General features: G+C 43.3%; 23 protein-coding genes. 12 read left to right on the top strand and 11 right to left on the bottom strand.

All coding sequences use genetic code 11. The features are described 5' to 3' along the window. The first annotated feature begins 250 nt into the window (after positions 1–250). Positions 251–1291: a CdaR family transcriptional regulator gene (locus MHB54_RS13580; protein WP_023991054.1), complete on the top strand. Its 1041-nt coding sequence runs from the start codon at positions 251–253 to the stop codon at positions 1289–1291. Positions 1292–1464: 173 nt separating this feature from the next. Here the strand turns inward: MHB54_RS13580 and MHB54_RS13575 are convergent, their stop codons facing one another. Together MHB54_RS13575 and MHB54_RS13570 are read right to left on the bottom strand one after the other, a co-directional pair. Continuing rightward, positions 1465–2610: a glycerate kinase family protein gene (locus tag MHB54_RS13575; RefSeq protein ID WP_076295176.1), complete on the bottom strand. Its 1146-nt coding sequence runs from the start codon at positions 2608–2610 to the stop codon at positions 1465–1467. Positions 2611–2631: 21 nt separating this feature from the next. Further along, the gene (locus tag MHB54_RS13570) at positions 2632–3927 is read right to left on the bottom strand and encodes a GntP family permease (RefSeq protein ID WP_028540931.1); all 1296 of its coding nucleotides are present in this window, start codon (positions 3925–3927) and stop codon (positions 2632–2634) included. Between the two features lie 317 nt (positions 3928–4244). Between MHB54_RS13570 and MHB54_RS13565 the strand changes: the two genes are divergently transcribed. The 4 genes from MHB54_RS13565 to gnd all read left to right on the top strand — a co-directional run bounded on the left by MHB54_RS13565 (position 4245) and on the right by gnd (position 9392). Beyond that, positions 4245–4976, top strand: a complete 732-nt coding sequence (locus tag MHB54_RS13565; protein WP_340981655.1) for a GntR family transcriptional regulator — start codon at positions 4245–4247, stop codon at positions 4974–4976. Beyond that, positions 4969–6507: a gluconokinase gene (gene gntK, locus MHB54_RS13560; RefSeq protein WP_209940692.1), complete on the top strand. Its 1539-nt coding sequence runs from the start codon at positions 4969–4971 to the stop codon at positions 6505–6507. The genes MHB54_RS13565 and gntK overlap by 8 nt, the downstream gene beginning before the upstream one ends. Positions 6508–6534: 27 nt before the next feature. Beyond that, entirely contained in the window at positions 6535–7881 is a 1347-nt protein-coding gene (locus tag MHB54_RS13555; RefSeq protein WP_023991059.1) for a GntP family permease, read from the top strand. A 107-nt stretch (positions 7882–7988) separates the two neighbouring features. Then, positions 7989–9392, top strand: coding sequence for a decarboxylating NADP(+)-dependent phosphogluconate dehydrogenase (gene gnd / locus MHB54_RS13550; RefSeq protein ID WP_340981653.1), 1404 nt, complete (start codon positions 7989–7991; stop codon positions 9390–9392). A gap of 168 nt (positions 9393–9560) precedes the next feature. Here the strand turns inward: gnd and MHB54_RS13545 are convergent, their stop codons facing one another. The 6 genes from MHB54_RS13545 to MHB54_RS13520 form a co-directional block, all read right to left on the bottom strand. Then, entirely contained in the window at positions 9561–10448 is an 888-nt protein-coding gene (locus tag MHB54_RS13545) for a class I SAM-dependent methyltransferase (protein ID WP_053326461.1), read from the bottom strand. A gap of 245 nt (positions 10449–10693) precedes the next feature. After that, entirely contained in the window at positions 10694–11065 is a 372-nt protein-coding gene (locus tag MHB54_RS13540; protein ID WP_023991062.1) for a DMT family transporter, read from the bottom strand. After that, positions 11065–11616, bottom strand: coding sequence for a TetR/AcrR family transcriptional regulator (locus MHB54_RS13535; RefSeq protein WP_023991063.1), 552 nt, complete (start codon positions 11614–11616; stop codon positions 11065–11067). Before MHB54_RS13535 ends, MHB54_RS13540 begins: the two co-directional genes overlap by 1 nt. A 240-nt stretch (positions 11617–11856) precedes the next feature. Then, complete coding sequence (locus MHB54_RS13530; RefSeq protein ID WP_023991064.1) at positions 11857–12813, bottom strand: endo-1,4-beta-xylanase; 957 nt, start codon at positions 12811–12813, stop codon at positions 11857–11859. A gap of 323 nt (positions 12814–13136) precedes the next feature. Next, positions 13137–14075, bottom strand: coding sequence for an alpha/beta hydrolase (locus MHB54_RS13525; RefSeq protein ID WP_023991065.1), 939 nt, complete (start codon positions 14073–14075; stop codon positions 13137–13139). A 24-nt stretch (positions 14076–14099) separates the two neighbouring features. Continuing rightward, positions 14100–15161 (bottom strand): LLM class flavin-dependent oxidoreductase, encoded by a 1062-nt coding sequence (locus MHB54_RS13520; RefSeq protein ID WP_023991066.1) that lies wholly within the window; start codon positions 15159–15161, stop codon positions 14100–14102. A gap of 317 nt (positions 15162–15478) precedes the next feature. On the opposite strand from MHB54_RS13520, the gene MHB54_RS13515 reads away from it, so the two are divergent. From MHB54_RS13515 to MHB54_RS13505, 3 genes are all read left to right on the top strand, one after another. Beyond that, entirely contained in the window at positions 15479–16060 is a 582-nt protein-coding gene (locus MHB54_RS13515) for a TetR/AcrR family transcriptional regulator (protein ID WP_028540939.1), read from the top strand. A 226-nt stretch (positions 16061–16286) separates the two neighbouring features. Beyond that, positions 16287–16733, top strand: coding sequence for a GNAT family N-acetyltransferase (locus MHB54_RS13510; RefSeq protein WP_076264598.1), 447 nt, complete (start codon positions 16287–16289; stop codon positions 16731–16733). A gap of 402 nt (positions 16734–17135) precedes the next feature. Then, on the top strand, positions 17136–18581 hold the full coding sequence (locus tag MHB54_RS13505) for a DEAD/DEAH box helicase (RefSeq protein ID WP_023991069.1): 1446 nt from the start codon (positions 17136–17138) through the stop codon (positions 18579–18581). Positions 18582–18644: 63 nt separating this feature from the next. Here MHB54_RS13505 and MHB54_RS13500 read toward each other — a convergent pair whose 3' ends face one another. Then, complete coding sequence (locus MHB54_RS13500; protein WP_023991070.1) at positions 18645–19157, bottom strand: HEAT repeat domain-containing protein; 513 nt, start codon at positions 19155–19157, stop codon at positions 18645–18647. A 253-nt stretch (positions 19158–19410) separates the two neighbouring features. On the opposite strand from MHB54_RS13500, the gene MHB54_RS13495 reads away from it, so the two are divergent. Next, a complete protein-coding gene (locus MHB54_RS13495; RefSeq protein WP_023991071.1) occupies positions 19411–20001 on the top strand; it encodes an RNA polymerase sigma factor in 591 nt (196 codons plus the stop codon). Beyond that, on the top strand, positions 19962–21029 hold the full coding sequence (locus MHB54_RS13490; RefSeq protein WP_023991072.1) for a DUF4367 domain-containing protein: 1068 nt from the start codon (positions 19962–19964) through the stop codon (positions 21027–21029). The genes MHB54_RS13495 and MHB54_RS13490 overlap by 40 nt, the downstream gene beginning before the upstream one ends. 92 nt (positions 21030–21121) lie before the next feature. Here MHB54_RS13490 and MHB54_RS13485 read toward each other — a convergent pair whose 3' ends face one another. Then, a complete protein-coding gene (locus MHB54_RS13485) occupies positions 21122–21697 on the bottom strand; it encodes a histidine phosphatase family protein (protein ID WP_023991073.1) in 576 nt (191 codons plus the stop codon). 189 nt (positions 21698–21886) lie between these two features. Here MHB54_RS13485 and MHB54_RS13480 point away from each other — a divergent pair, with 189 nt between their 5' ends. After that, positions 21887–23071 carry a MerR family transcriptional regulator gene (locus tag MHB54_RS13480; protein ID WP_023991074.1) on the top strand — a complete coding sequence of 395 codons (1185 nt, stop codon included), beginning with the start codon at positions 21887–21889 and terminating at the stop codon, positions 23069–23071. Position 23072: 1 nt separating this feature from the next. Next, positions 23073–24035 (top strand): GDP-mannose pyrophosphatase NudK, encoded by a 963-nt coding sequence (nudK, locus tag MHB54_RS13475; protein ID WP_023991075.1) that lies wholly within the window; start codon positions 23073–23075, stop codon positions 24033–24035. 69 nt (positions 24036–24104) lie between these two features. On the opposite strand, the gene MHB54_RS13470 is transcribed toward nudK, so the two are convergent. Continuing rightward, positions 24105–25028 (bottom strand): AraC family transcriptional regulator, encoded by a 924-nt coding sequence (locus MHB54_RS13470; protein WP_023991076.1) that lies wholly within the window; start codon positions 25026–25028, stop codon positions 24105–24107. Between the last annotated feature and the right edge of the window lie 28 nt (positions 25029–25056).

Here is a 25056-nt window from a genome sequence, read left to right as displayed (position 1 = left end):
CAGGTGCTCCTATGAGCCCTGTTTTTTTGCGTACAACTATACTCTAGATTACACTCAATACAAAAATATATAACATCGTTTAATGGATTATCATAATACGCTGCAATTTCACACCTATGATAAAATTGACTGACATGCTCGGCGACCTGCCTTATCATATTGTTCAGATGCACAATAAATTGGAAACCCTTTCACAAAGGTAGTACATTAAAACACACTATATCACTATAGATAAAGGAGGAATCCTGATTTGTTTCAGCTCTCCGAAAAACAAGCCCAAGACATCGTAGACAAAATGATGAAGGATATTCCATACAATATCAATATTATGAATGAACGAGGCATCATCATTGGCAGCGGCGAGAGTGAACGAATCGGAACCATTCACCAAGGAGCTGTTCAGGCGCTCGAAACTGGGAAAATGGTTGAAGTGTGGCAGGACGGCCACTATGAGAAAAAGGGAACCAATGAACCGATTGTCATTCATCATGAGTTAGTTGGTGTCATTGGTATTTCAGGCAATCCCGATGAAGTACGTCCTTTTTGCAATATTGTTAAAACTACGGTGTCTCTCCTGATTGAACAGCGGATCTCCTTGGAGCATCTGGCCCACGAAGCCAACCGCAAAAAATCTGTGCTGGAAATGCTGTTAAATCATCAGGGAGCCTACACGCAAAAAATAAAAAAAGAAGCAGCCCAATATCACATTGATTTGCTTCTAAAAACTTCGGCTGTATATGTAAAGTACCTGCCTACTGATCCAGCTCATTTAGCCGAGTTGTCCAATATATTTATGCAGCATCCATCCTTTCGTATGGAGGAAGACTGCTATCTCATCCTAATACAAAATCAGGAACCGACAGACAAACTGCTAGAGCCACTTGTGCGCAGCCATCCCGATGTGCTGATTACGGTCAGCAGACAAGAGCACAACATAGCGGATGTTTATATGCAAGCCAAGTCAGCTATGAATGTTTTACTGGCTTTGCGCCCGCCTGTGCAAAAAATTTCTTTTGCGGAAGTCGAATTTCTGGTCAAATTGAGTCAAACGAACCTGACGAATACGATCTATCTGGTTAGCAAGCTGGAAGATACCGTGGATTTGCTGGATACGCTGCGAAGCTTTATTAACCATAACGGCAGTGTCTCCTTTACCGCAGATGAATTAAATATTCACCGAAATACGTTGCAATACCGCCTGAAGCGCATTCATACCTTAACCGGTAAAGATCCCCGGAATCTCCTTCAGCTTTTTGAGCTTACGCACGGCTTATTGGCACTGTATCAATGAACTGCTGTATCACGCCAGGCCATGCGCCAGTAATACCATATTTCCGCTCGCCGTCACTCCCAAATTTCTTAGTCAATCCTGCTTTGGCTAAGTTCGGGATTACAGGCGAGCGCTCGTATTATATCGTATTTGTATGATGCCGTTTTATATTTATAACCCGCTTCTCCATCTGTTCATTTCTCGCTCAATTGAAGTACTCTTGCGATATTCTCGCACGTACGCTCTACGTTTTGCGGCCCTTCGGCCAGCAGCTTACCGAGCTCCGAGGCCCCCGGCACGATGCCAAACACCGCATCGATCCCTTCCTTGTACAACGTGTCGATCCCTTCCCCGATATAACCTGCGACCGCAATGACCTTTTTACCAGACTGTTTTGCCGCCTGGGCTACTCCATAAGGAGTTTTACCGAATTTGGTCTGAAAATCAATACCGCCTTCCCCCGTCAAAACGATATCGGCAGTGGCGAGCTTTTGTTTTAAACCGGTGTATTCAATCACAATTTCAATGCCTTTTTGCAGCGCCGCCTGAGTGAAAATTAATAAGCCCGCACCCAATCCACCTGCTGCGCCTGCGCCTGGGAGATCGCGCACATCCTTGCCCAGCTGCTGCTTCACCACATCGGCGTAATGAGCAAGATTGGCATCCAATTGCTGCACCATTTCCGGGGTTGCCCCTTTTTGTGGCCCGAATACTTGGGATGCCCCATGCTCACCGCACAGCGGATTTGTCACATCACAGGCTACAATTAGTTGTACCTGCTGCAAGCGGTCATCCAGTGATGAAATATCAACACTGGCCAGCTCGCCCAGACTACCGCCGCCGCGCGGAAGAGTATTGCCTTTTGTATCCAGAAATCTGGCGCCCAGCGCTTCCGCCATTCCTGTACCGCCATCATTCGTCGCGCTTCCACCAATGCCGATGATAATTTTTCGAATTCCCTGGTTCAGACATTCACGGATTAACTCCCCTGTTCCGTAGGTTGTTGTCTTTAACGGGTTTTTGTTATCCTTGTTCACCAAATGGATTCCACTGGCGGATGCCATCTCGATTGCCGCTGTGGTGCCGTCTCCCAGCAGGCCGTATGCAGCAGTTACAGGTTCTCCAAGCGGTCCTGTCACCTCGATATAACGAATCTGTCCGCCTGTCGCATCCACCAGTGACTGCACCGTTCCTTCACCGCCGTCCGCCATCGGTACGTGGACATAATTCGCCGCCGGATAGACCTTGCGCAGTCCTTTCTCCATCGCGATACACACTTCTTTAGCCGTCATGCTTTCTTTAAAAGAATCTGGTGCCAGCACAAATGTTTTCTCTCTCATCTTCTCACCCCATCGTGAATATTAAAGTAAAAATCCATACATGATTGTCGCTACAATTGCCATCGTTCCACCCACAATAGCTTCGTAAGGGATCAAGCCCATCCGTTGTTTAATGCTCATTTTCATGCTGTCTGCCGTGACGTGAAAATAGTTGCCCTGCGGCAAGGAATCAATGACTGTAGCTCCTGTATGCACCATCACAGCTGCAGCGAGTGGGGCCGTTCCCATGTTCAGAATAGCTTCCCCAAACGAGCCTGTTGCCAAAATAACGCCCGTCGAGGTGGACGCCGTAGCAGCTGCCATCAGAATGCCTGCAAGCGGTGCCAAAAATGTACCGGAAACTCCCGAAGCTTCAATCAGGCCAACCACCTGAGCAGACAAGTTGGAGGCAGAGATCAGACCCGCAATCCCGCCCGCACCGATCAAAATCAGCACAGTCGCCGTCATTTTATTTAAACCGGAGGCCGAATACTTCAAGATATTGCGCCCTTGTCCCATGGCCAGCATACCCACAATCCCAGCAATCGGCAAAATGTACATCGCATCCACCTTGAAATTCGAAAGTGCTTCAATACCAGAGATGGAACCAATCGGGTTAATCATCAGCAAAATAACAGCTACCAGCGGGGCTACAATCGCCCGTCCCAACGCCGGGTATTTCGATGTATCGACATCACTGTCCATGATATCCTGGTCGGACACCTTCACACCTTTGGTTTTCAACATAGATGCCACCAAAACAGTCATGATTAAACCGCATATCGCAGGAACCACACCCGCCAACATCACGTGGCTTAAATCCAGATTAAATCCGCGCGCCGCTGCAATCGTATTAGGATTGGGAGAGATGATGTTCCCCGCTTTTCCGCCTCCAGACAAAGCCAACAGGAGCGCCAGCTTAGAAATCCCCATTTTGTTACCGACCGACAATGCAATAGGTGCCACAATCAACACGGCAACGGGAATAAATACACCTACCGCCGTAATAATCATCGTCGCCAAGGCTAGTGCGAGTATCGCTTTACTGCCGCCGAACTTCTTTACAATAGCCTGCGCAATCGTCTCCGCTGCCCCGGATTCCATCATTACACCTGCCAATACACCTGCGGCAAGCACACGAATGACCGTCCCCATCACACTTTGCGTACCGCTTATTAACACGCTGATCGTCTGCTCCAGATTGGCTCCGCCCAATAAAGCGCCTACAATAGCTCCCAAAAATAAAGCGTAAACCGGATTCAGCTTTCTTAATATCAGAATAATTGCAATAGCCAGCCCTGCCAGAGCTCCTATCCAACTGATCGTCAATCCTTCCATCTGTCTAACCCCCCGGGTAATTTTTGATTACGCTTTCATTATATCGATTGCCGCACGTTAAAAATATTGAAGAACAGACGAAATTGATTGTGCATTTGAACAAAAAATCGGAACTTCAATTGGAACCTATAGATGAAATCAGTATTGAGTCTAGCATTATATATGAGAAGATCCAAACAGGATCTATGTCTTAATATGCAATTTTCATTTTATGTATCGAGGCGTTACAAAACAAATTTAATGTATACGCTTGCAAATTTAAAATTTCAGATTATAATACCTGTATACAAGTATACTTGATTAATTGAGAAGGTGAAATGATGGTCGAATCAGAATTCCTATATCCCTCCAAATGGCTTTTAAAAGCCTCTGCTGGTGATCGCGTAACATCCGAGCTTAGAATGCGCATTATTTCTGGCGGGATTGAAAGCGGTACCATATTATCCGAAAATAAACTAGCTGCTGATTTCACTGTAAGTCGCTCACCCATTCGTGAAGCGTTAAAAATACTGGCATCCGAAAATATAATTCGATTAGAAAGAATGGGAGCCGTTGTTATTGGCCTATCAGAAAAAGAAATAGAAGAAATTTATGATGTCCGTCTGCTCATAGAATCCTTCGTATTTGAGCGTCTTGTAAAGATGGATACTAATGATTTGGCGAAGGAACTTAGTAAAATACTCGAAATGATGAAAGTCGCCGTTAAATATAGTGATGCTGATGAGTTTTCATATCAAGATGTCTTGTTCCATGAAACGATTATTCGTGTAGTCAATCATTCGCATATTCTGATGATCTGGAATAATTTAAAGCCTGTTATGGAAAGTCTCATTCTTTTGTCGATGCGTATGCGTTTCACTGAAAAGTATGAAGATTTTACACGGATTATAAACAATCACGAACTTTATATTGAAGCAATCAAAGTAAAAGATAGAGACCTCATGATCAAGTCTTTACATGAAAACTTTGATGATGTTCAAGGTAAAGTAGAAGACCTGTGGATGTCACAACAAATGCTATCTAAAGGAGTCGTGCAACAAAATGACTAACTATATGTTAGGTGTAGATATCGGAACCACAAGTACGAAAGCCGTTCTATTTAGCGAAAAAGGCGAAGTCATCCAACAAGAGAATATTGGATACCCGCTTTATACCCCGGATATAGCGACAGCTGAACAAAACCCAGAAGAGATTTTTCAGGCTGTTCTGCAAGCCACTTCAAATATAATGAAACATCACTCACAAAAAAAGCTATCGTTTGTTTCATTTAGCAGTGCCATGCATAGTGTCATTGCGATGGATGAAAATGACCGCCCACTGACGCCTTGTATTACATGGGCAGATAATCGCAGTGAAGCGTGGGCACATAAAATAAAAGATGAGCTGAATGGCCATGAAGTCTATAAACGAACAGGAACACCCATTCACCCCATGTCACCATTAACAAAAATAGCTTGGATTGTGAATGACCTTCCTGAAACCGCTGTCAAGGTTAAAAAGTATATCGGAATTAAAGAATATATTTTTAAAAAGTTCTTTGATCAATATGTAGTGGATTATTCCCTAGCTTCTGCCATGGGCATGATGAATCTAGAAAAATTAGATTGGGATGAAGAAGCATTAAAAATTGCTGGTATAACCCCTTCTCAATTATCTGAGCTCGTGCCAACAACCAGAATATTTACCAACTGTGATTCGGATTTAGCAAAAAAGATGGGGATCGATCCACAAACATCGTTTGTCATTGGAGCTAGCGATGGAGTCCTTTCTAATCTAGGTGTAAATGCGATACGAAAAGGCGAAGTTGCCGTCACAATCGGGACAAGCGGTGCCATTCGAACCATTATAGACAAGCCTCAGACAGACGAAAAGGGAAGAATATTTTGTTATGCCTTAACAGAAAAGCACTGGGTTATTGGGGGGCCGGTGAACAATGGCGGGATGGTCCTTCGCTGGATCCGTGACGAACTTGCCTCATCAGAAGTAGAAACAGCGAAAAGACTAGGAATTGATCCATATGATGTACTAACCAAGATTGCTGAACGTGTAAGACCAGGATCTGACGGATTGTTATTCCATCCGTACCTCGCTGGTGAACGTGCGCCATTATGGAACCCAGACGTACGTGGCTCATTCTTCGGTTTAACGATGTCACATAAGAAAGAACATATGATTCGCGCAGCCCTAGAAGGAGTCATTTACAATCTGTACACCGTATTTTTAGCATTAACCGAATGTATGGACAGTCCTGTGACCCGAATCCAAGCTACTGGAGGCTTCGCAAGGTCAGCTGTTTGGCGGCAAATGATGTCCGATATATTCGCATCTGAAGTCGTCGTTCCAGAAAGCTACGAAAGTTCTTGTCTAGGAGCTTGTATTTTAGGCTTGTATGCCACTGGACAAATCCAGTCCTTTGAAGTCGTTTCTGAAATGGTTGGCAGTACCAACAAACATACACCAAAAGAAGAAGCGACCAAGGAATATAGGAAATTGCTGCCGATTTTCATTAATCTATCCAGAGTATTAGAAGACGATTATACACGGATTTCCAATTATCAAAGAAGCTTAATTAAACACTAAAAAGATAAAAAGCAGGGGGTAATTACAATGCCATTAGTTATCGTAGCGATTGGAATTTTAGCATTATTAGTTTTAATAATGGGCTTCAAATTGAACACCTTTATTTCATTAATCATTGTATCGTTCGGCGTCGCTTTAGCACTTGGAATGCCATTAGAGGAAATTGTCAAAACCATCGAAGCCGGATTAGGCGGAACCCTTGGTCACTTAGCGTTAATCTTTGGACTTGGAGCGATGTTAGGTAAGTTGATCGCTGATTCTGGCGGTGCTCAACGAATTGCCATGACCCTCGTAGACAAATTTGGTGAAAAAAATATCCAATGGGCAGTCGTAGCTGCTTCATTCATTATCGGTGTGGCGTTATTTTTTGAAGTAGGATTAGTATTGTTAATTCCAATCATATTTGCCATTTCAAAAGAATTAAAGGTTTCTATCTTATATCTTGGTATTCCGATGGTTGCAGCTTTATCCGTAACACATGGCTTCTTACCTCCACATCCAGGGCCAACAGTTATTGCTGGTGAATATGGCGCGAACCTTGGTGAGGTTTTACTTTACGGTTTCATTATTGCCATTCCAACTGTTATTTTAGCTGGACCCGTGTTTACTAAGCTTGCCAAAAAACTCGTACCTGCATCATTTACGAAAACCGGTAATATTGCCTCTTTAGGTGAACAAAAAGTATTTAAATCCGAGGAAACTCCGGGATTTGGTATCAGTGTATTTACTGCAATGCTTCCTGTTATTTTAATGTCTATTGCTACGGTTATTACTTTGCTTCAAAAAACAATGGGATTTGAAGATAGCAGTTTACTAGCAGCGATCCGTTTTATTGGTGATGCATCAACTTCCATGTTAATTTCCTTACTGGTAGCTGTCTACACCATGGGAATAGCACGGAAAATTCCAATCAAAAATGTAATGGCATCTTGTACAACGGCTATTACTCATATTGGGATGATGCTCTTAATCATTGGGGGTGGCGGCGCCTTCAAACAAGTACTGATTAATGGCGGCGTAGGTGACTATGTGGCTGAATTATTCAATGGAACTACATTATCACCCATCTTGCTTGCCTGGATCATCGCTGCAATATTACGTATTTCCTTAGGTTCTGCAACTGTTGCAGCTTTAACAACCGCTGGTTTAGTTATTCCGATGTTAGGACAATCCGACGTTAATCTTGCTTTAGTTGTGCTTGCAACGGGAGCGGGTAGTTTAATAGCTTCACATGTTAACGATGCTGGTTTCTGGATGTTTAAAGAATATTTTGGTTTAAGTATGAAAGAAACATTTGCAACATGGACATTGCTTGAGACCATTATTTCTGTAGCTGGATTAGGATTTATTTTAGTACTAAGTTTATTCGTATAAACCATGATTCCCGGGCGGTAGATCCCCCACTTATTTTCCTTAGAATTTTCTAAGCCTATAAGTGAGGATCTACGGCCTATTCATTTCAAATAAAAGGAGCAGAAAAAATGTCCAACACAATTGGTGTCATTGGTTTAGGGGTAATGGGCCGTAATATCGCCTTAAACATGGCTGGTAAGGGTGAGCAAGTCGCTGTCTATAACTATACGAGGGATTTAACGGATGATCTTGTTAAAAAAAGTGAAGGTCACTCTATCCATCCCTACTACGAAATTCAAGATTTTGTTTACTCCTTAAAAACTCCAAGAAAAATCTTCCTTATGGTAACAGCGGGCAAACCGGTCGATTCGGTAATAGGTACATTAGTACCCTTCCTTGAAGCAGGCGATGTGATTATGGACGGTGGTAACTCCCATTACAAAGATACGGAACGTAGATATGATGAATTGAAGTCAAAAGGAATCGGTTATTTAGGAATCGGTATTTCCGGCGGCGAAGTCGGGGCTTTAAATGGACCTTCGATCATGCCTGGTGGAGATAAAAACGTATATGAAAAAGCAGCTCCTATTCTAACAAAAATAGCAGCCCAAGTGGACGCAGACCCTTGCTGTGTTTATATGGGTCCAAAAGGGTCCGGTCACTTTGTAAAAATGGTACATAACGGAATCGAGTATGCAGATATGCAATTAATCGCAGAAACCTATACATTTTTAAGAAAAAGGTTACGTTTATCTGTGAATGAAATTGCTGATATCTTTGAAATATGGAATCAAGGGGAGCTAAAAAGTTATTTAATCCAAATCACAGCAGAGATTTTACGGAAAAAGGATGATGTAACAGGCTTACCACTAATCGATGTGATTCTTGATAAAACAGGGCAAAAGGGCACTGGTAAATGGACAAGCATTCAAGCAATTGACAATGGGATCCCATCATCCATTATTACAGAGTCATTGTTTGCCCGTTACATCTCCTCTTTAAAAGAAGAACGAGTTTATGCAGAAAATATTCTAACAGGACCAGGGATTGATCAGCGAAGTTTAAATAAAGATTTGTGGATTGAGTACATTAGACAAGCTTTTTATATGGGTAAGATTTGTGCCTACGCGCAAGGATTTATACAATATAAAATGACTTCTGAACTTTACGGATGGAATTTACCTTTAAAGGATATTGCCCTTATTTTCCGTGGTGGTTGCATCATTCGTGCTGAATTCTTAAACGTAATAAGCGAAACATATCAAGAACAGCCGAATTTGGCTAATCTATTAATCGCCCCGTATTTTGCTGAAAAAGTTAAAGAGTATCAAAAAGGATTACGAAAAATTGTCTGTGAGGGTATTAATTCTGGCACTTCGTTTCCATGTTTAAGTGCTTCACTTACTTATTACGATAGTTACCGGACAGGCATTTCGAATGCTAACCTTTTGCAAGCACAAAGGGATTATTTTGGTGCCCATACTTATGAACGAAGTGATCTAGCAGGATTCTTTCACACAAACTGGCAGTGATCCATAGCCGTAGTAAATCTCCAGAGCCCTAATGAAGTGGTTCTTCCCTTCATTAGGGCTCTTATTTTGAATACATTTTCCCCACAATGCTCTTGTGTCTATATTATGTAACAGACGTTGAGATTCTGAAGGGCAAGGGGAATAAATAGAAGCTACATGACAAAACGATTAATACATGTGCTGATTCTTTATACGGACCAGAACTTTACCAAAGCGTCCTCCTTGCTGAACAGGGATTCTCTTCCCTACGTACGTCTCTCTTAAATAGGCTTCTGCTTTCTGTAGCGACTGTTCATCTGTTGGCATCCCGAAGAATGAGAACCAGCCTAATGTATGTTTTACCGCCTCGTCCACCGACATCATTACCGTTTGGGTTTCACGAGTAATCAGGGTTTGAAAAGAGTAGCCATATATATTTAATAGTTGGATGATATATGCCATATCTGACGTTTGTACTAGGTCCTCTTTTATTCCGACTACAGGGCGCAATTCCTGAATCAGACTATGCTCCTTAGGCCCAGCACTCGTACTGATGTAACAAAACTGGCTGGCACAGGCGAGCGCCTTCTCTACCATTTCCCAACCGAAAATGGCTGGACACATGGATGCAAACACCAGATCAAATTTGTTTTGCCATCCGTTCGTCTCAATAGATAACTCCTCAAATTGTTCCCGTACGATTTTAATGTTTTCCTTTATCGATGGCTTAATACTCTCTTCCATTAAGGCTGTCAACGGTCCTGAGGGCTCAACGGCAGTAACATTTGCCCCTTCCTCTGCAAAAGGAATACTGAAGACACCCGAGGCAGCACCAATATCTAGGATAGAGGAGTCTTTAATGGTAACTCCCTGTGTCCTTAGCCATCCCATAATTCTGGCTGTTCTTTTTATTCCCTCTTCATTAAATGCCTGCTTGTGGAAGCTTCTTGCCCTTGCCATATCATCAAACGAATGAGCCGGTACCGTTCCCGCTCTAAGCATTCGATTTACACCAGCTTCCGGATCGTTTATCCAAGCAGCCTTCCATACTTCGGGATCAAATAAAGACTGGGTCATTAATTAGACTTCCCTTCTACTAATTAGATTTTAAAGTCTACTAATATCTACACCTTGCTTCCGTATGGTGGTAAATATGAAACACCCTACAATCGACATTATAGACTTATTATATCTGCAATTCAATCAAAAAAATTTAAATGACTAAAAATTCATACCCTCACGCCGTGCGGCACAAGAACTTTCTCGACGAATGCCCTTATGCCTTCAAGCGTGTTTATATCCTCGGTCCGAAAATCTTTATCTCATTTTTGAACGATTGAACCCGTTGCTTCTGTTGTAGCTTTTGCCTCACCATGTCCTGCACCAAATAGGTTCAGTACCACCACGCCAATAACAATTAAAGCAATACCTGCGATACTTCCTGTATTGATTTTTTCTTTCCAAATCAATACTGAAATAAGCGTTGTAGCAACAGCCCCTACACCTGACCAGATGGCATAAGTCATATTTAAAGGAAGCGTCTTAAGGGATAGAGAGATAAAGAAGAAAGAGATCACAAACGCAACAATTGTGAATAGAGTCGGATACAATCTGGTAAAACCTTCTGAAGCTTTAAGCATTGAAGTTCCAATAAGTTCACCAACAATAGAGATTGCCAAGAAAAGATAAGCCATTATTCATTCTCCTTTATATATGTCTTCAATTCTTCCATCATTTTTTGCCTCATTTCCTCATTAGGAGGAGCAAGCCCAAACATTTCGGCAAACCACAAGCCGTCTATAGCTAATCGGACTATCGTGGAACGAACGGGATCCAATTCGTCGTTTTCAATTTTGTTTTGGATATTCTCATACTCGTCCTGAAGTAACTTTAGCATTTGAGGGTTCGTAAACTGTGCTGCTGAAAGAGCGGTATACAGGTCACTTGCATTCCGATCGCCAGAAAATGATGTATTCATATAAGCGCGAGTCCATCTTCCTTTGGAATGCATATCGTTTTCTGCTCTCTCATTAAATTCGGAGACAAAGCTGGTCGATAGTTGCTCAACCATTCCCAAAACCAATTCATCCTTATTCGGAAAATGGTAAAGCAATCCTCCTTTACTTATTCCCGCTTTCTTAGCCACCGCTTCTAACGTTAACTTCTCTACTCCTTCTTCGTGCACAATCATGGAGGCCGCTTTAAGAATTAATTCTCTTTTTAATGTTTTTTTAGTTGTATTCATATTGATCACCCCTCTTTACTATACCGTCCAGACGGTTTTATTTCAAGTGGGTTAAAGTTATGGATTGGGTATGTAAGCCTAATTGAGTTGGATTAGGTTTTGATACGTTAGGTTTAAGCTAAATAAAAAGAAGCCTTGGGCGTATAACATTTCAGCCAAGACTTCGTCAAATAAACATCTACCCAGCCCAGACATTTGGAAAAATTTCGCATCTGTTGGGTTTTAAGTGCCACCTATAGTTTAACTCTGCACATATTGTCTCAGCCATTGGAGCGCGGGGCGTTCCGTGCCGTTCGAGTTCAGCAGATGTGTATTCGATATCCAGGTTTGCCCCTGAATGTATCCCCAGAGCGTAACTCCCTTCACCGCGGAATGCTTCCATAATACCGGAAATTTCTCCTTGTATCTGGCAAGCTGGGTGTTGTCGTCGCCAGTTATATCCAGTTCCGACACATAGATTGGCAATCCTGTTGCCGCCAGTTTGTTCAGTACAGTGTTCATCGTGTTAACTGAAACAGTGTCCATGCTAAACTGGTGGCATTGAATACCAATTCCGTCAATCAGGCCTCTGCTCTTGAGCTGATTAATAATATTGACATATTGGTCGGTTAACGAGGGATCGTTGATAATTCCATATTCATTAATCATCAGCTTGGCATTCGGGAAAGCTTGTCTGGCCTGTTGGAATGACCATATGACCCAATCCCATCCGGTCGATCCGTCACCTCCTATGGCATTGCGGAAGGATGGCTTCTGATGCAGGGGCTCATTCACCACATCTACAAACTCCGCATTCGGATAGCGTTGACCTGCTGCTTTAATCCACTGGGTCACTTCCGCCTTCTGATCAGCAGCCGACAGTCCGCTAATCCAACCTGGCTCCTGAGCACCCCATACCAATGTATGGAACTTGAACGGGAAGCCATTGTTACGGGCATAATTGTAGGCGGTATCCGCCTGCGACCAGTTCATGTTGTTACGACTGCCTTCAACCGACCCCCATTTGGTCGAATTCTCTGGCGTCACCTGGTTCCAGTACGTTCCGAAACTTGCAGGGACACTTCCAGCAATGATATTCCCGAGGAATTTGCCACCGTTCGCCATACTGGCACTAGCCGGGTTTATCAGAACTGATGATAACAACACACCCGCCAACGCCAAGCTGCTTACCAACTTGCCCACTTTAAATTTCGACATACAATCTCCTCCTCATACGTATAGTTTTTTAATATCCTCGCCTCTAAATAAATCGCTTACATTTCCAATTATAAGAATGAAAGGTTATTATCCGCTACATGTAAAAGTAAAGATTTTACCCGAAAAACTTTACATCATTGCGGGGCGACTGAACACCTGATGCTCCTTTAACACATCGTTTCGGTTAAAATCTAGCCTCGTATCAAACGACAAAAAAGATTACTGCAAAAAGTGATATGCTCCCCTTACAGTAGCAAGTTTTATTATTTAACCTGTCTACTTTTTTGGAAGCATATCACTTTGGAGACTGCCCATTTAATAGTTTAAGAATTAAGGGCTCGTGCAATTGCATCTACATAACTTTGGCTAGCACGTTGGCTTACTTCTGCTTGCGGAACCATCCCCTCAAAGTTGTGGAATGTGCCGGGATACAGATGGAATTCGACGTCCACCCCCGCTCGGGCAAGGCGTGCTACATATTCGATCGTTTCATCTCGGAACAGATCGAGCTGGCCTATGCACGTATAGGTCGGCGGTAGCCCAGCCAAGCATTTCGCTCTCGACGGCACAGCGTATGGCGACACCTCGGTGTCTTCAGTGCGATCCCCCAAGTACATGTTCCAGGCCGCCAAGTTGTTCTTCCGGTTCCATGGTGCGTTATCGGCCGTAATCTCATGACTTGACGCCGTAATACTACGGTCATCGATCATCGGATACAGCGGCATTTGGAAGATGAGGGCTGGCCCGCCTTTGTCACGAGCCATTAAAGCAAGTGCTGCGGTTAGACCGCCGCCCCCACTTGCTCCGGCAATTGCGACTCGATCTAAGTCGATGCCCAGCAGCTCAGCTTCGTCGGTCATCCACATCAAAGCGGCATAACAGTCATCGATGGCAGCTGGGTAGGGATGCTCGGGAGCAAGTCGGTAATCGACCGATACGACGACGCATTTAGCCGCCTGCACGAAGCGTTCGCACAAAGCATCGTCCATATCAGGATGCCCCATCACATAGCCTCCCCCGTGAATCCACAGCATGGCCGGAAGCCTAACGTCAGTTCGCTGGGCAGGTTCGTAGATTTTGACTAATATCTCGCCTGCTACGCTCGGAATCATCCGGCTTGTCGTGCGTACGTGCTCCGACTGCTCAATGGGAGAACTCGACAAATAGCTTCTGCTCAGTTCTAAATTTTCTTCCAGTTGAAATCCAGGAAATTGTGCAATTACCGACCTAAATTCTGGGTACAAACGATTTTCAAAATCCATGTGAATCACTCCTATATTTGGTTTTTATAATCTTTTCTCCGTCTCCGCTTCCCACTGGGCTATTTCCTTCCGAACTCGGGGTGCTACCTCTGTTCCCAGCAGCTCAATGGCTTTCATCACCTCGGCATGCGGCATTGTACTTAACGGAACATACAGCATAAAGCGTGTAACACCTACATGTTTGCGAAGGTGAATGATCTTCTGGGCAACAGTCTCAGGATCGCCAACATACAGCGCACCTTCAAAGCTGCGCGCGGCATCGTAGCTAGAACGATCATAATGCGCCCAGCCCCGCTCCCTGCCTAATCTATTCATACCTGCCATCGTAGAAGGGAAATATGTATCTGCAGCTCGTTCATTATTCTCTCCAACAAATCCTATCGAGTGCGATCCAACCTTAAGCTGCGATTCGTCATGACCAGCGTGCGCTGCTGCCTTCTTATAAAGCTGTACAAGCGGTGCAAAATTCATCGGATTTCCACCAATGATCGCCAACATCAAGGGCAGTCCTAACAGACCTGCACGGATAGCAGAATCTTGCCTGCCCCCGCTGCCAACCCATATCGGTAAAGGATTCTGAACCGGCCGTGGATACACACCCAAATTGTTAATCGCTGGCCGATGTCCGCCTTTCCAGGTTACTTTTTCGGACTCCCGTATTTTAAGGAGCAATTCCAGATGTTGTTCAAACAGCTCATCATAGTCTTCCAAGTCATAGCCAAACAGTGGAAAAGATTCAATAAAGGAACCTCGGCCCGCCATAATCTCCGCACGTCCATTCGAAATACCATCCAGCGTAGCAAAATCCTGAAAAACGCGAACGGGATCAGCTGAAGAAAGCACTGTGACTGCACTGGTCAGCCGAATCCGTTTCGTCTGCGCTGCAGCCGCTGACAGCACAATTGCTGGTGAAGATGCCGAATAATCCTGCCGATGATGCTCACCTACCCCAAACACATCAAGTCCCACTTGATCAGCAAGGATAATTTCCTCAACAACTTCGCGCAATCTCTGTGCGTGACTTATCACTTCACCTGTCTGGACGTCAGGCTTTGTTTCTACAAACGAAGTAATACCTATCTCCATGGTCCATCTCTCCTATTCTAATAGCTTTCTTTGTATGCAATTAAATACCGATAAAATATCATACCGATCGGTAATATATTTTTCCCAGTAAATATAACTCATTAAAAAGAATACTGTCAATAAATATAGTAAAAATACTTTGTTTTATCCTCATACTGATATCTCCTTGGTGCGATAAACCAATCTGCATTTGACAATATAACGGGCTAATTATAAGATAATAACATACTAATTGGTACGCAAATAAAAAACCCTGACAATTATAATCAGAGTTATTGAGTTAAGAATAAAATTACGAGCAATGAGAGGTATTGATTATGGGACGAATCCGCGAATTTGACGAAGATAAAGTATTAGATGCAGCAATGCAAATATTTTGGGAGAAGGGATATGAAGCTACCTCGCTGAGTGATTTAACTTCCAGAATGGAAATTCAACGACCTAGTATATACTCCACTTTTGGAGGCAAAAAAGAATTGTTCGAAGCTGCGCTGCGCAAATACATGATGTCCCGTGCTTCTCTGATCCGAGCCAAGCTTCAAAGCAAACCATCTGTAAAAGAAGCATTTCGAGCTTTTTTTGAAGGTGTGGTAGATGAGGAATATACAGAAAACCCTAGAAAAGGATGCTTTTGCATCAATACAATGGTTGAACTTGCACCTCATGATGAGAAATTTGAAATTCTTACAAGGGAACATCAAATGTACCTATCGGTTATATTTCAAGAAACCATTGAACGAGGTATACAATCAGGTGAGCTTGAGATCGGGCTCAATGCGAAGGCTGTATCACAGGCGCTAGTCGTATCGTTAATTGGACTGACCGTAATGATAAAATCTCGTCCAGAACGATCATTTATTAATAACACGATAGAGGTGACACTTACACTTCTTAAGTAATTCGGAGTAAATTCAATTTTAACGAATGGGTGTATTCTCGATGCACATGTCCCTCAGCGCAACAAAGACTGCCGGATACATTTCCTCGGCAGCCTTTGTTGCGCTCATATTACATACTTCTTCGCATTTGCATGAGTTCAAAAGATTCTTTCACTGATCTTAATTTTGCATATATATACTTTACGATGTATATTAATTCAAAACTAATGAAAAGGGAGTACATCTAATGTCATTTTTAATAAGAAACGCTAAGCCTGATGATTTAAACAATTTAACCGAGTTAATGTATGAATACATCGTTGGTTTTTATCAAAACCCTAGGCCACCTATCGAAAAAATTCATAATTTGATTCAAACCCTTTTTGAGCAGCAAAACGGTATACAATTTGTGGCGGAACAAAATGGAGAATTAATCGGCTTTGCTACATTATTCTTTACCTTTAGCACGATGAAAGCAGACAAAATCACCGTTATGAACGACCTATTTGTATTGGAACCATTTAGAGATACAGAAGTAGAATCACAGCTTTTTTTAGAATGTCAAAAGTACTCACAAAATTATGGATATGCTCATATGACCTGGATAACTTCTACTGAGAATAAACGCGCTCAAATTTTCTTTAAAGAAATGGATGCTGTCCAAGGGAGAGATTGGGTTCACTTTTCATCGTAACAATACTTTTGATACGGTTTTCCGCGCTAACGGCAGTTCAAAGGGCACCTAATTGGTGCCCTTTATGCGTAACACATGTTTTCACGCATGCGGATATGGAAATGCCGATACAATTGAAGATAAGTAATTCTCCATGAAATTGTTCAACGTAGATCCATATGGGGTAAAGTTTGTTGGTCGTTAAATTGCGAAATAGCTCAGTCGACCAACACATCAGATACCATACACGAGAAAATGGACGAGCCCTTCGTTAAACGCTCCAAGGATACGATTAGACAAACAGTAACATGGATATGTATTAGAGTAAGCCTGGATATAGAGTATACTAGATGAGTATAAGTTCGATACACGATGACATTATATATGTATTGGTATTCAAATACAGCGCAGAAGAGGTTGAAAATGAGTCAGAAGCATTTTACAGATTACGCATTAAGTGAAGAAATTGTAAGAGCGCTCAATAGCTTGGGCTATGAGACGCCAACAGAGATTCAAACGGAAGTTATTCCTGTTGCGCTTGAGAAGAAGGATCTTGTCGCCAAATCGCAAACAGGTAGCGGCAAAACAGCAGCATATGGTATTCCAATTTGTGAGCTAGTAGATTGGAATGAGAATAAGCCCCAAGCTTTAATCCTGACGCCAACCCGTGAACTCGCGTTACAGGTCACCGAAGACATCACGAATATTGGACGCTTTAAGCGGATAAAAGCAACACCCCTTTATGGAAAACATCCTTTTCATATCCAAAAAGCTGAGTTAAAACAAAGAACGCATGTGGCTGTAGGTACGCCAGGACGTGTACTGGACCATATCGAACGAGGCACGCTATCGTTAGATCGGATTGCCTACCTCGTGATTGATGAAGCTGACGAGATGCTGAATATGGGCTTTATCGAGCAAGTCCAGTCGATTATTCAAGCGCTGCCTAGTGACCGGGTTACCATGTTATTCTCCGCTACCTTCCCTGAGGATGTAGCCACACTGTCACGTAAATATATGAAAGATCCTGTTAGAATTGAGATTAAAGCGACTGGTATAACGACCGCCACAATTGATCACTCTCTTATTCAGGTGAAGGAGTCAGACAAGCTGGCACTACTGCAAGATCTGCTCATTGTTGAGAATCCTGACAGCTGCATTATTTTCTGTCGTACGCAGGAGAATGTAGATACATTATTCAGAGCATTGGCTGATCTCGAATATCCATGTGATCGCATTCATGGTGGCATGGAGCAAGACGAGCGATTTGAGGTAATGAATGCATTCAGAAGGGGTCAATTCCGTTACTTGATTGCGACAGATGTTGCCGCCAGAGGGATTGATATCACGAATATCACCCATGTCATTAACTACGATATTCCCCTTGAAAAGGAAAGCTATGTTCACCGTACAGGACGTACGGGACGTGCTGGCAAAACGGGGAAAGCCATTTCCCTCATCACTCCTAAGGATGGCAGAAGATTAGCTGATATTGAAGCATATATTGGATTCGCGATTCCGCAGGTAAAGGCCCCCTCAGAAGAGGCTGTTGATCTCCGTAGAGAAGATTTTGAGCAGAAACTGCATGTAAAAACCGCACTCAAAAAAGATAAGCGCGAGCAATTAAACCAACAGATTATGAAGCTGAATTTTAACGGCGGTAAGAAGAAAAAACTTAGAGCTGTCGACTTCGTGGGGACCATCGCTAAGCTTGACGGAGTCACCGCAGATGATATCGGGATCATTACGATTCTGGATTATGCGACAGATGTTGAGATTCTGAATGGTAAAGGTCCACTGGTGCTTGAGATTATGAAGAATACGACCGTAAAGGGTAAGCTGTTAAAGGTACGCAAAGGGAATAAGTAGAAGATACGCTGCATTAAAGAGGGTGAGGCAATCCCGCCCAGCATAGCCGATGGCTATCGTTAGCTATACGGGCGGGACTGCCGAGTTTACCTCTTGATCATTTAATTCATCTTTCCATTTTTTCTGCAATGCAATTAATGCCCTTCTTCTGACATATTCGTGCTCATCATTCGAGAGCTTAGACAAAAGACTATTTACTTCATCCCTCATTCCTTTTACTTCACCTAATCCATAGGCTATTTGCCATCTGGCTTCGTAATCAGAGTATGTAATTGCACTGTAGGCTAAAGACAAAAATATTTTGGGTTGTACAATTAACAACTGCAATACATTCTCAACTTCATTATCCCTTGCCAGTGTATATAAGATCAGTTCATAAACTTCTGTCTGCCATTCAGCTAATGAAGTATGTTCTAACACTCCCTCAACAGCATTATAAAGCTTATCCCAATAAAGATAATTCGTTTCCCATTCTCCATGTTTTTCAGCTATGCTAGCTCCCCATTGTTTGAATGTTATGACTTGCTCTTGAAGAGTGCGGAATAAAGCATTTTCTCTATTATCATAAAACCCCATTTTCCATCTCCTTTTTTCTTTACAATCTATTTTCACTTTTTTGATAGGTATATTTCATCATTCTATTTATTTCCACAATAAAAATTCAAGCTCTATGAAATCAACAACGTTGGTGATAATTGTTCTGCTTTATCGTATTCTCTTAGAGAGTTGATTAATACTTAAAAAATTTTAGAAAAGGTGTCCCTTTCGGTCCTCTTCATTTGTTATACAGACATAGTTTTCTTTTTAATCAGAGGGGGTGCCTAAATCTTTGAATGAGGAAATCGAATATAGAATTAAACGGGTCCAAGCTGGCGAGATCCAGGATTACGCCTACATTGTAAAGGAGTATCAGCGTCAGATTTTTGTGTACTGCTGGCGGATATTAGGCAGTGAGCAGGAAGCGGAAGAGGCCGTACAGGATATTTTCGTTAGTGCTTTCGAGAAAATTAGTATGTACAGGCCCACAGTGGGCTTCTCCTCCTGGCTGTATAAAATGGCTTATCATCACTGCCTAAACCTGATTCGCAGGAAGAAACTACAGCGCAAATTTAAAATGACCCTGTTCACCTCAACTAACATGACTTCAGACAGTGCTGCGCAGGTTATGGAACGTCAGCTTTTCAGTGAACCGCTGAGCCGGGCATTGGACCAACTGAATGCAGAGGAGCGAAACCTGTTGGTGTTGCGCATTTTTGAAGAAAAATCGTTTGGAGAAATCGGGGAAATTATGAACAAAAGCGAGGAAGCGATCAAGAAAAAATACGGCAGAACAAAAACAAAGCTCAAAAAAATGATGGAGCCCATAGAGGAGGACCCAAAATGCGTGAATTACAAGACAGAACTCAGGAACAAGGCCTGAAATACACCGATCTAAAAGACAGAGGCTTAAAAAACATGGACATGCTGACAGAACCAGAGAGTGTCCTAAAAATCCAAGCTTTTGACGTCTCTGATAAAGTGATGGAACAGGTCTACCAAAAGGCGAAATCCAAAAAGGGACTCATTGTAAAAATGCGTCTTCAGCCGCGCATCACCGCTCCTATCATGATCTTGCTTTTTGTATTGAGCGCCTCTGTGACTGGATACGCCGCTTCGCAATATCTGGAATTCCGTAACAGTAAAGGCGATGTCGTATTAAATACCGCCAAAACACCAGCCGAAACGGACGCTTCCAAAACGTATACAACCACCTACACACAGTGGAACGAAGAGGTGACAGACCGTCTACAGCCTGGAGAGTATGCCGCCTATTACGTTAAGGACGATTCTATGAATCAACAAAATTCGTCTAATCCCGTCCTGTTTGCCTACAAACCGACTGAACTTTCTAGCTTCAGCAGTCTGCAGGATGAAATCAAGCGGACAGAAGCTCCGCTGTTGCATAGTCCCACTCATCTGCCGAATGGCTACCGGTTTGATTTCGGATACGTCTACCCAGTCGCTGCATATCCTGGGATGATGAACAAAGAGGAATATCGGGCTTTAACGGATAAACTGACGCAACAGGCTAAAGCTGCACCGAAAGGTGAAAATCTGTTTATTCAAAAGCTGAGCTGGGACAAGTCAGACTTCACCCTCGCCCGGTATGCGAGAGGAAATGACTATGTAAATATCGCCGTCACCAAATACGCTCCCGAAGTCACAAAGACGACCGTGATGCAAAATGAACAGGATTCGGCTGAGGAACTGATGATTAAAGGAACCAAGGCCTATTACATCAGAGCAAGCGAAACAAGCAAGCCCTTGGAGGTAGGAAAAAATCGACTGGGATGGCTCGATGAAAAAAGACGGTTACACTACAACATATCTGATAACCAGGACAGCCCGCTGAGCAAAGAAGACCTGGTAAAAATAGCTGAAGATTTGCTTAACGGTTCACCGCAATAGCTATAAAAGAAAAATTTTGAAGAGAGACCATCCCTTTTTTAAGGGTGGTCTCTCTTTGAAGAATAGTCCTTATACCTTTTCCTCACAAACTATTACGGCATGTTCCACAATCTTTTTACCTCAACTAATTCCTGATCATTGAATTCCATTCTGTATACGTCTGGTTTGGATGTGTGTAGTAAAAAATTCAAATCATACTGCTTGTCATAATACTCCATCATTAAAGTCATTACAGCTCCATGAGTGCCTAATGCGACTTTCTGTCCTCGGTAGATTTTTAGCAATTCCTTTAAGACTGTTATACTTCGGTTCTGACAAACTGCATTAGACTCTCCTCCCGTTAAAGCAAAGTTGGGATCAGAAAATGACTTATCTAACAAAGGGAATAATTCATCATCGGGGATTCGGTTATCTTCACTAGAAAAAATTCTTTCTTTAAGATCCTCGAATATTAAAACTTCTTGTCCTGAGCATTGAGCTAATTCTTGAATGGTTAGGATTGCCCGTTGATATGGACTTGAAACGAAAACCTCGATCCCCTCTCCTCTCAATAATTCAGTTATTTGAAAAGCATCTGACTTGCCTTTATCAGTCAAACCTCTTGTTCTTTCATTTCCTTCCGTCTTCGGTGATTCGCCATGTCTCACCATGTAAATGAAAGTTTTCATAGTAGCCTCCATGAAGAGCTGATGAATTTTTATTACATGATATTCGTGACTAACTACCAAGTTACCTTTTGCTAGGGTGGTTTTCTCTTGTTTCTTATTGCATAAATTTTTCTTGAAGGTGACGTTACGTCATTTGCTATACTGACTGAGAACGACATGCTAGAGCAATCAATTGGATGTGAGCAATGGATGGACAAAGAGAACTATCTGACGACAGGACAGCTTGCCAAACGTACAGGGATAACGGTCAGGACATTGCGATATTACGACCAAATTGGACTTCTGAGTCCAGGAGGTCATCGCACTGGATCCATAAGACTGTACAACATGAAAGATATGGAAAGACTACAGCGAATTCAGATGTTGAAGTATCTAGGGTTATCGCTTCAAACAATAATGGACATTTTAGATGCAGAGTCGCCATCCAACGGAGAGATCAGACACTCGTTGCAAGCACAACTCGATGTTTTACAAAAGAAAATTGCTCATACAGAGCACGTAGTACATGCAATACGAGATGCTATGGAAATGTCGGCTTATGGCTCCGATTGGAACCATTTGGCGGATGTTATTCAAACCGTGCAGAGTGAGCAAAATTGGGGGGAGCAATATCGGACGGCGAACCGCCTGCAAACGCGGATACATCTTTACGACAAGTACAGTACGAATCCCCAAGGCTGGCATCGTTGGATCTTTGAACAACTGGAGGTGCAACCGGGAGCCCACATTCTCGAGTTGGGCTGCGGCGACGGGACCTTTTGGATAAGAAACGCCGAACGAATTCCAAGCAGCTGGCGTATCACGCTTACCGATATGTCAAGCGGGATGGTGGAAGAAGCACGTTGTCGCTTGGGAAGCAACAATCCGCAGTTTAAGTTTTTATCTGTTGACGCGCAACAGATCCCATTCCATGAAGAGCAATTCGATATGGTTATCGCTAACAACATGCTGTACCACGTGCCGGACATCCCTAGAGCAATCCGCGAGATGCACCGTATCTTAAAGCAAGGAGGTATAGTATGCACCTCTACAATGAGCACTCAACACCTACAAGAGGTCGAACACTTGGCGGTTTCGTTCGATCCTGAGCTTCATGTGTTGGATCATGCTATTAAACGGTTCCACCTGGATAACGGAGGGGACTTGCTGTCTTCTTGCTTTTCCGATCTTCGGTTGCTTCGATACGAGGACTGTCTGTTGGTCGACGAAGCGGAACCCCTGATCGAATATATAATCTCGACTCCGATGAACGCAAGAGAGCGACTTGTCGGAGCGGCTATTGACAAGTTTCGAGACCACGTCAATCGGCTTCTGCAGCAGAACGGAACTCTCGAAATGACTAAAGAGAACGGAATCTTTCTAGGGAGGAAATGAGATGAAGTCACAACAGTATCACCCAAGAGTACGGATTGTAAAAGAGGAGCTTCTATCGGATAACTGGTACATCTTAAATAAGGTCACATTCGAGTTCGAAAAAAATAATGGACAATGGGAGACACAATCCCGTGAAGTGTACGATCGCGGCAACGGCGCAACGATCCTGCTCTATAATCAGCACAAACAAACCGTTGTACTGACCAGACAGTTCCGGATGCCTACTTATAGGAACGGCAATGAAACTGGGATGCTTATCGAAACCTGTGCAGGACTACTCGATAAAGAAACACCGGAAGAAGGTATTCTTCGGGAGACGGAGGAGGAGACGGGATACCGTATCGACCGTGTGCAGAAAGTTGGCGAGGCCTATATGTCACCGGGCTCCGTAACCGAAATCCTGCACTTCTATGTAGCCGAGTATAGTGAAGATATGACAACGGGTGACGGTGGTGGCCTTGAGGAGGAGCAGGAAAACATTGAAGTAATGGAACTTCCGTTTGCTCAAGTGCTAAACATGGTCGAAAGCGGCGAGATTCGTGACGCCAAGACAATAATGCTGCTCCAATACGCTCAGATCAAGGGTCTCTTAAAAGTGAAATCGAAACCCCTTCATATCCTTATCGCAGGCCCGTATCGATCTGGAACGAATGATGATCATGTATTAATTGAGAAGAACGTCAACTACATGAATGAAATTGCTCTTCAAGTTTACGAGGCTGGTCATATGCCGGTGCTGGGGGAGTGGTATGCTTTGCCCCTTATCGCGACAGCTGGTTCCACTGCTTTGGGAGACGAGACTTTTAACAGAATCTTTCATCCGTCTTCCATTCGCCTGCTTGATTGCTGTAACGCCGTGCTTCGAGTTGGAGGACCCTCTCAGGGTGCCGATGAAATGGTAAGGGTGGCGAAAGAGAAAGGATTGTTGATTTACGAACGGCTCGACGAACTTCCGTTGGTGTGATATATCCTCTTTGACCAGACCAAAGACAACTTGCTCTGGGCCTCCTCCACGGATCACCCGAAGAATCTCTCAATCAACTGAGACACTAAGGGAATTGCGCAAATGTTTAACATCACTCATCGGTGGACGCCCAAACATGCGTCCATATTCCCGGCTGAACTGCGAAGGGCTCTCATAGCCAACGCGAAAGCCTGCATTGGCGGCTTCCACTCCCTCCGAGAGCAGCAAGCGGCGTGCAGTCTGCAGTCGAATGGTCTTCTGATACTGCAGAGGACTTATAGCCGTTACCTTTTTAAAATGCTTGTGTAAGGAAGAGGCGCTCATGTTTACTTCCTTCGCCAATTCTTCGATCACAAGAGGCTTAGAGTAATCGCGGGTTATCAGATGGATCGCTTTGGAGATGCTATGTGCATAGCTGCCAACTACGGCAAATTGCCTGATTAAAGCTCCCTGCTCACCTTGTAATACACGATAAAGGATCTCGTGCGTGATAAGCGGCGCAAGAAACTGAATATCCGCAGGCGTATCCGAAAGTCTGACAAGCCGAAGCAGCGCATCAAGCAGCAGAGGGTCAAATTGGCTCACCAGTATGCCGCGTCCAGTCTTTACGTTACATTGAGGAGGACTCTTCTTGATAATATCCAAAATGACGTCTGGACTAATGGATAATTGAAGACTTAGATAAGGGAGCTCTGACGAGGCCTGAGTTATTTTACCAGTTACGGGAAGCTGAACTGATGTGACCATGTAAGTTGTTGGATCGTACACATAGTTTTCTCCAGCCAGCATTGCTGTCTTTGAGCCTTGTGCAACCACGTACAGGGAGGGCATATGGACCGTATGATTTAGCTCCGACACATCGCTTGCACGTCTGAAATAAAGTCCTGGCACAGACGAGACAAACGTACCATCCGAAGACGCATGTTGATGAATTAAATGAATCAGTTCTTGTAGATTCGTAGAAATATCAGAGGGGGGAGGAGACGAAATCATTCATGCTTCACCGTCCTTTCCGTTGAAC

The organism is Paenibacillus sp. FSL M7-0802 (assembly GCF_038004945.1).
Classification (GTDB): domain Bacteria; phylum Bacillota; class Bacilli; order Paenibacillales; family Paenibacillaceae; genus Paenibacillus; species Paenibacillus polymyxa_B.
This window is presented reverse-complemented; position numbering and strand designations above follow the sequence as displayed.

What these genes read in the sequence shown, in the direction of transcription:
- MHB54_RS13575 (WP_076295176.1), bottom strand. Translation starts at nt 2,610, where the DNA reads ATGAGAGAGAAAACATTTGTGCTGGCACCAGATTCTTTTAAAGAAAGC.
- MHB54_RS13570 (WP_028540931.1), bottom strand. Translation starts at nt 3,927, where the DNA reads ATGGAAGGATTGACGATCAGTTGGATAGGAGCTCTGGCAGGGCTGGCT.
- MHB54_RS13565 (WP_340981655.1), top strand. Translation starts at nt 4,245, where the DNA reads ATGATGGTCGAATCAGAATTCCTATATCCCTCCAAATGGCTTTTAAAA.
- gntK (WP_209940692.1), top strand. Translation starts at nt 4,969, where the DNA reads ATGACTAACTATATGTTAGGTGTAGATATCGGAACCACAAGTACGAAA.
- MHB54_RS13555 (WP_023991059.1), top strand. Translation starts at nt 6,535, where the DNA reads ATGCCATTAGTTATCGTAGCGATTGGAATTTTAGCATTATTAGTTTTA.
- gnd (WP_340981653.1), top strand. Translation starts at nt 7,989, where the DNA reads ATGTCCAACACAATTGGTGTCATTGGTTTAGGGGTAATGGGCCGTAAT.
- MHB54_RS13545 (WP_053326461.1), bottom strand. Translation starts at nt 10,448, where the DNA reads ATGACCCAGTCTTTATTTGATCCCGAAGTATGGAAGGCTGCTTGGATA.
- MHB54_RS13540 (WP_023991062.1), bottom strand. Translation starts at nt 11,065, where the DNA reads ATGGCTTATCTTTTCTTGGCAATCTCTATTGTTGGTGAACTTATTGGA.
- MHB54_RS13535 (WP_023991063.1), bottom strand. Translation starts at nt 11,616, where the DNA reads ATGAATACAACTAAAAAAACATTAAAAAGAGAATTAATTCTTAAAGCG.
- MHB54_RS13530 (WP_023991064.1), bottom strand. Translation starts at nt 12,813, where the DNA reads ATGTCGAAATTTAAAGTGGGCAAGTTGGTAAGCAGCTTGGCGTTGGCG.
- MHB54_RS13525 (WP_023991065.1), bottom strand. Translation starts at nt 14,075, where the DNA reads ATGGATTTTGAAAATCGTTTGTACCCAGAATTTAGGTCGGTAATTGCA.
- MHB54_RS13520 (WP_023991066.1), bottom strand. Translation starts at nt 15,161, where the DNA reads ATGGAGATAGGTATTACTTCGTTTGTAGAAACAAAGCCTGACGTCCAG.
- MHB54_RS13515 (WP_028540939.1), top strand. Translation starts at nt 15,479, where the DNA reads ATGGGACGAATCCGCGAATTTGACGAAGATAAAGTATTAGATGCAGCA.
- MHB54_RS13510 (WP_076264598.1), top strand. Translation starts at nt 16,287, where the DNA reads ATGTCATTTTTAATAAGAAACGCTAAGCCTGATGATTTAAACAATTTA.
- MHB54_RS13505 (WP_023991069.1), top strand. Translation starts at nt 17,136, where the DNA reads ATGAGTCAGAAGCATTTTACAGATTACGCATTAAGTGAAGAAATTGTA.
- MHB54_RS13500 (WP_023991070.1), bottom strand. Translation starts at nt 19,157, where the DNA reads ATGGGGTTTTATGATAATAGAGAAAATGCTTTATTCCGCACTCTTCAA.
- MHB54_RS13490 (WP_023991072.1), top strand. Translation starts at nt 19,962, where the DNA reads ATGCGTGAATTACAAGACAGAACTCAGGAACAAGGCCTGAAATACACC.
- MHB54_RS13485 (WP_023991073.1), bottom strand. Translation starts at nt 21,697, where the DNA reads ATGAAAACTTTCATTTACATGGTGAGACATGGCGAATCACCGAAGACG.
- MHB54_RS13480 (WP_023991074.1), top strand. Translation starts at nt 21,887, where the DNA reads ATGGACAAAGAGAACTATCTGACGACAGGACAGCTTGCCAAACGTACA.
- nudK (WP_023991075.1), top strand. Translation starts at nt 23,073, where the DNA reads ATGAAGTCACAACAGTATCACCCAAGAGTACGGATTGTAAAAGAGGAG.
- MHB54_RS13470 (WP_023991076.1), bottom strand. Translation starts at nt 25,028, where the DNA reads ATGATTTCGTCTCCTCCCCCCTCTGATATTTCTACGAATCTACAAGAA.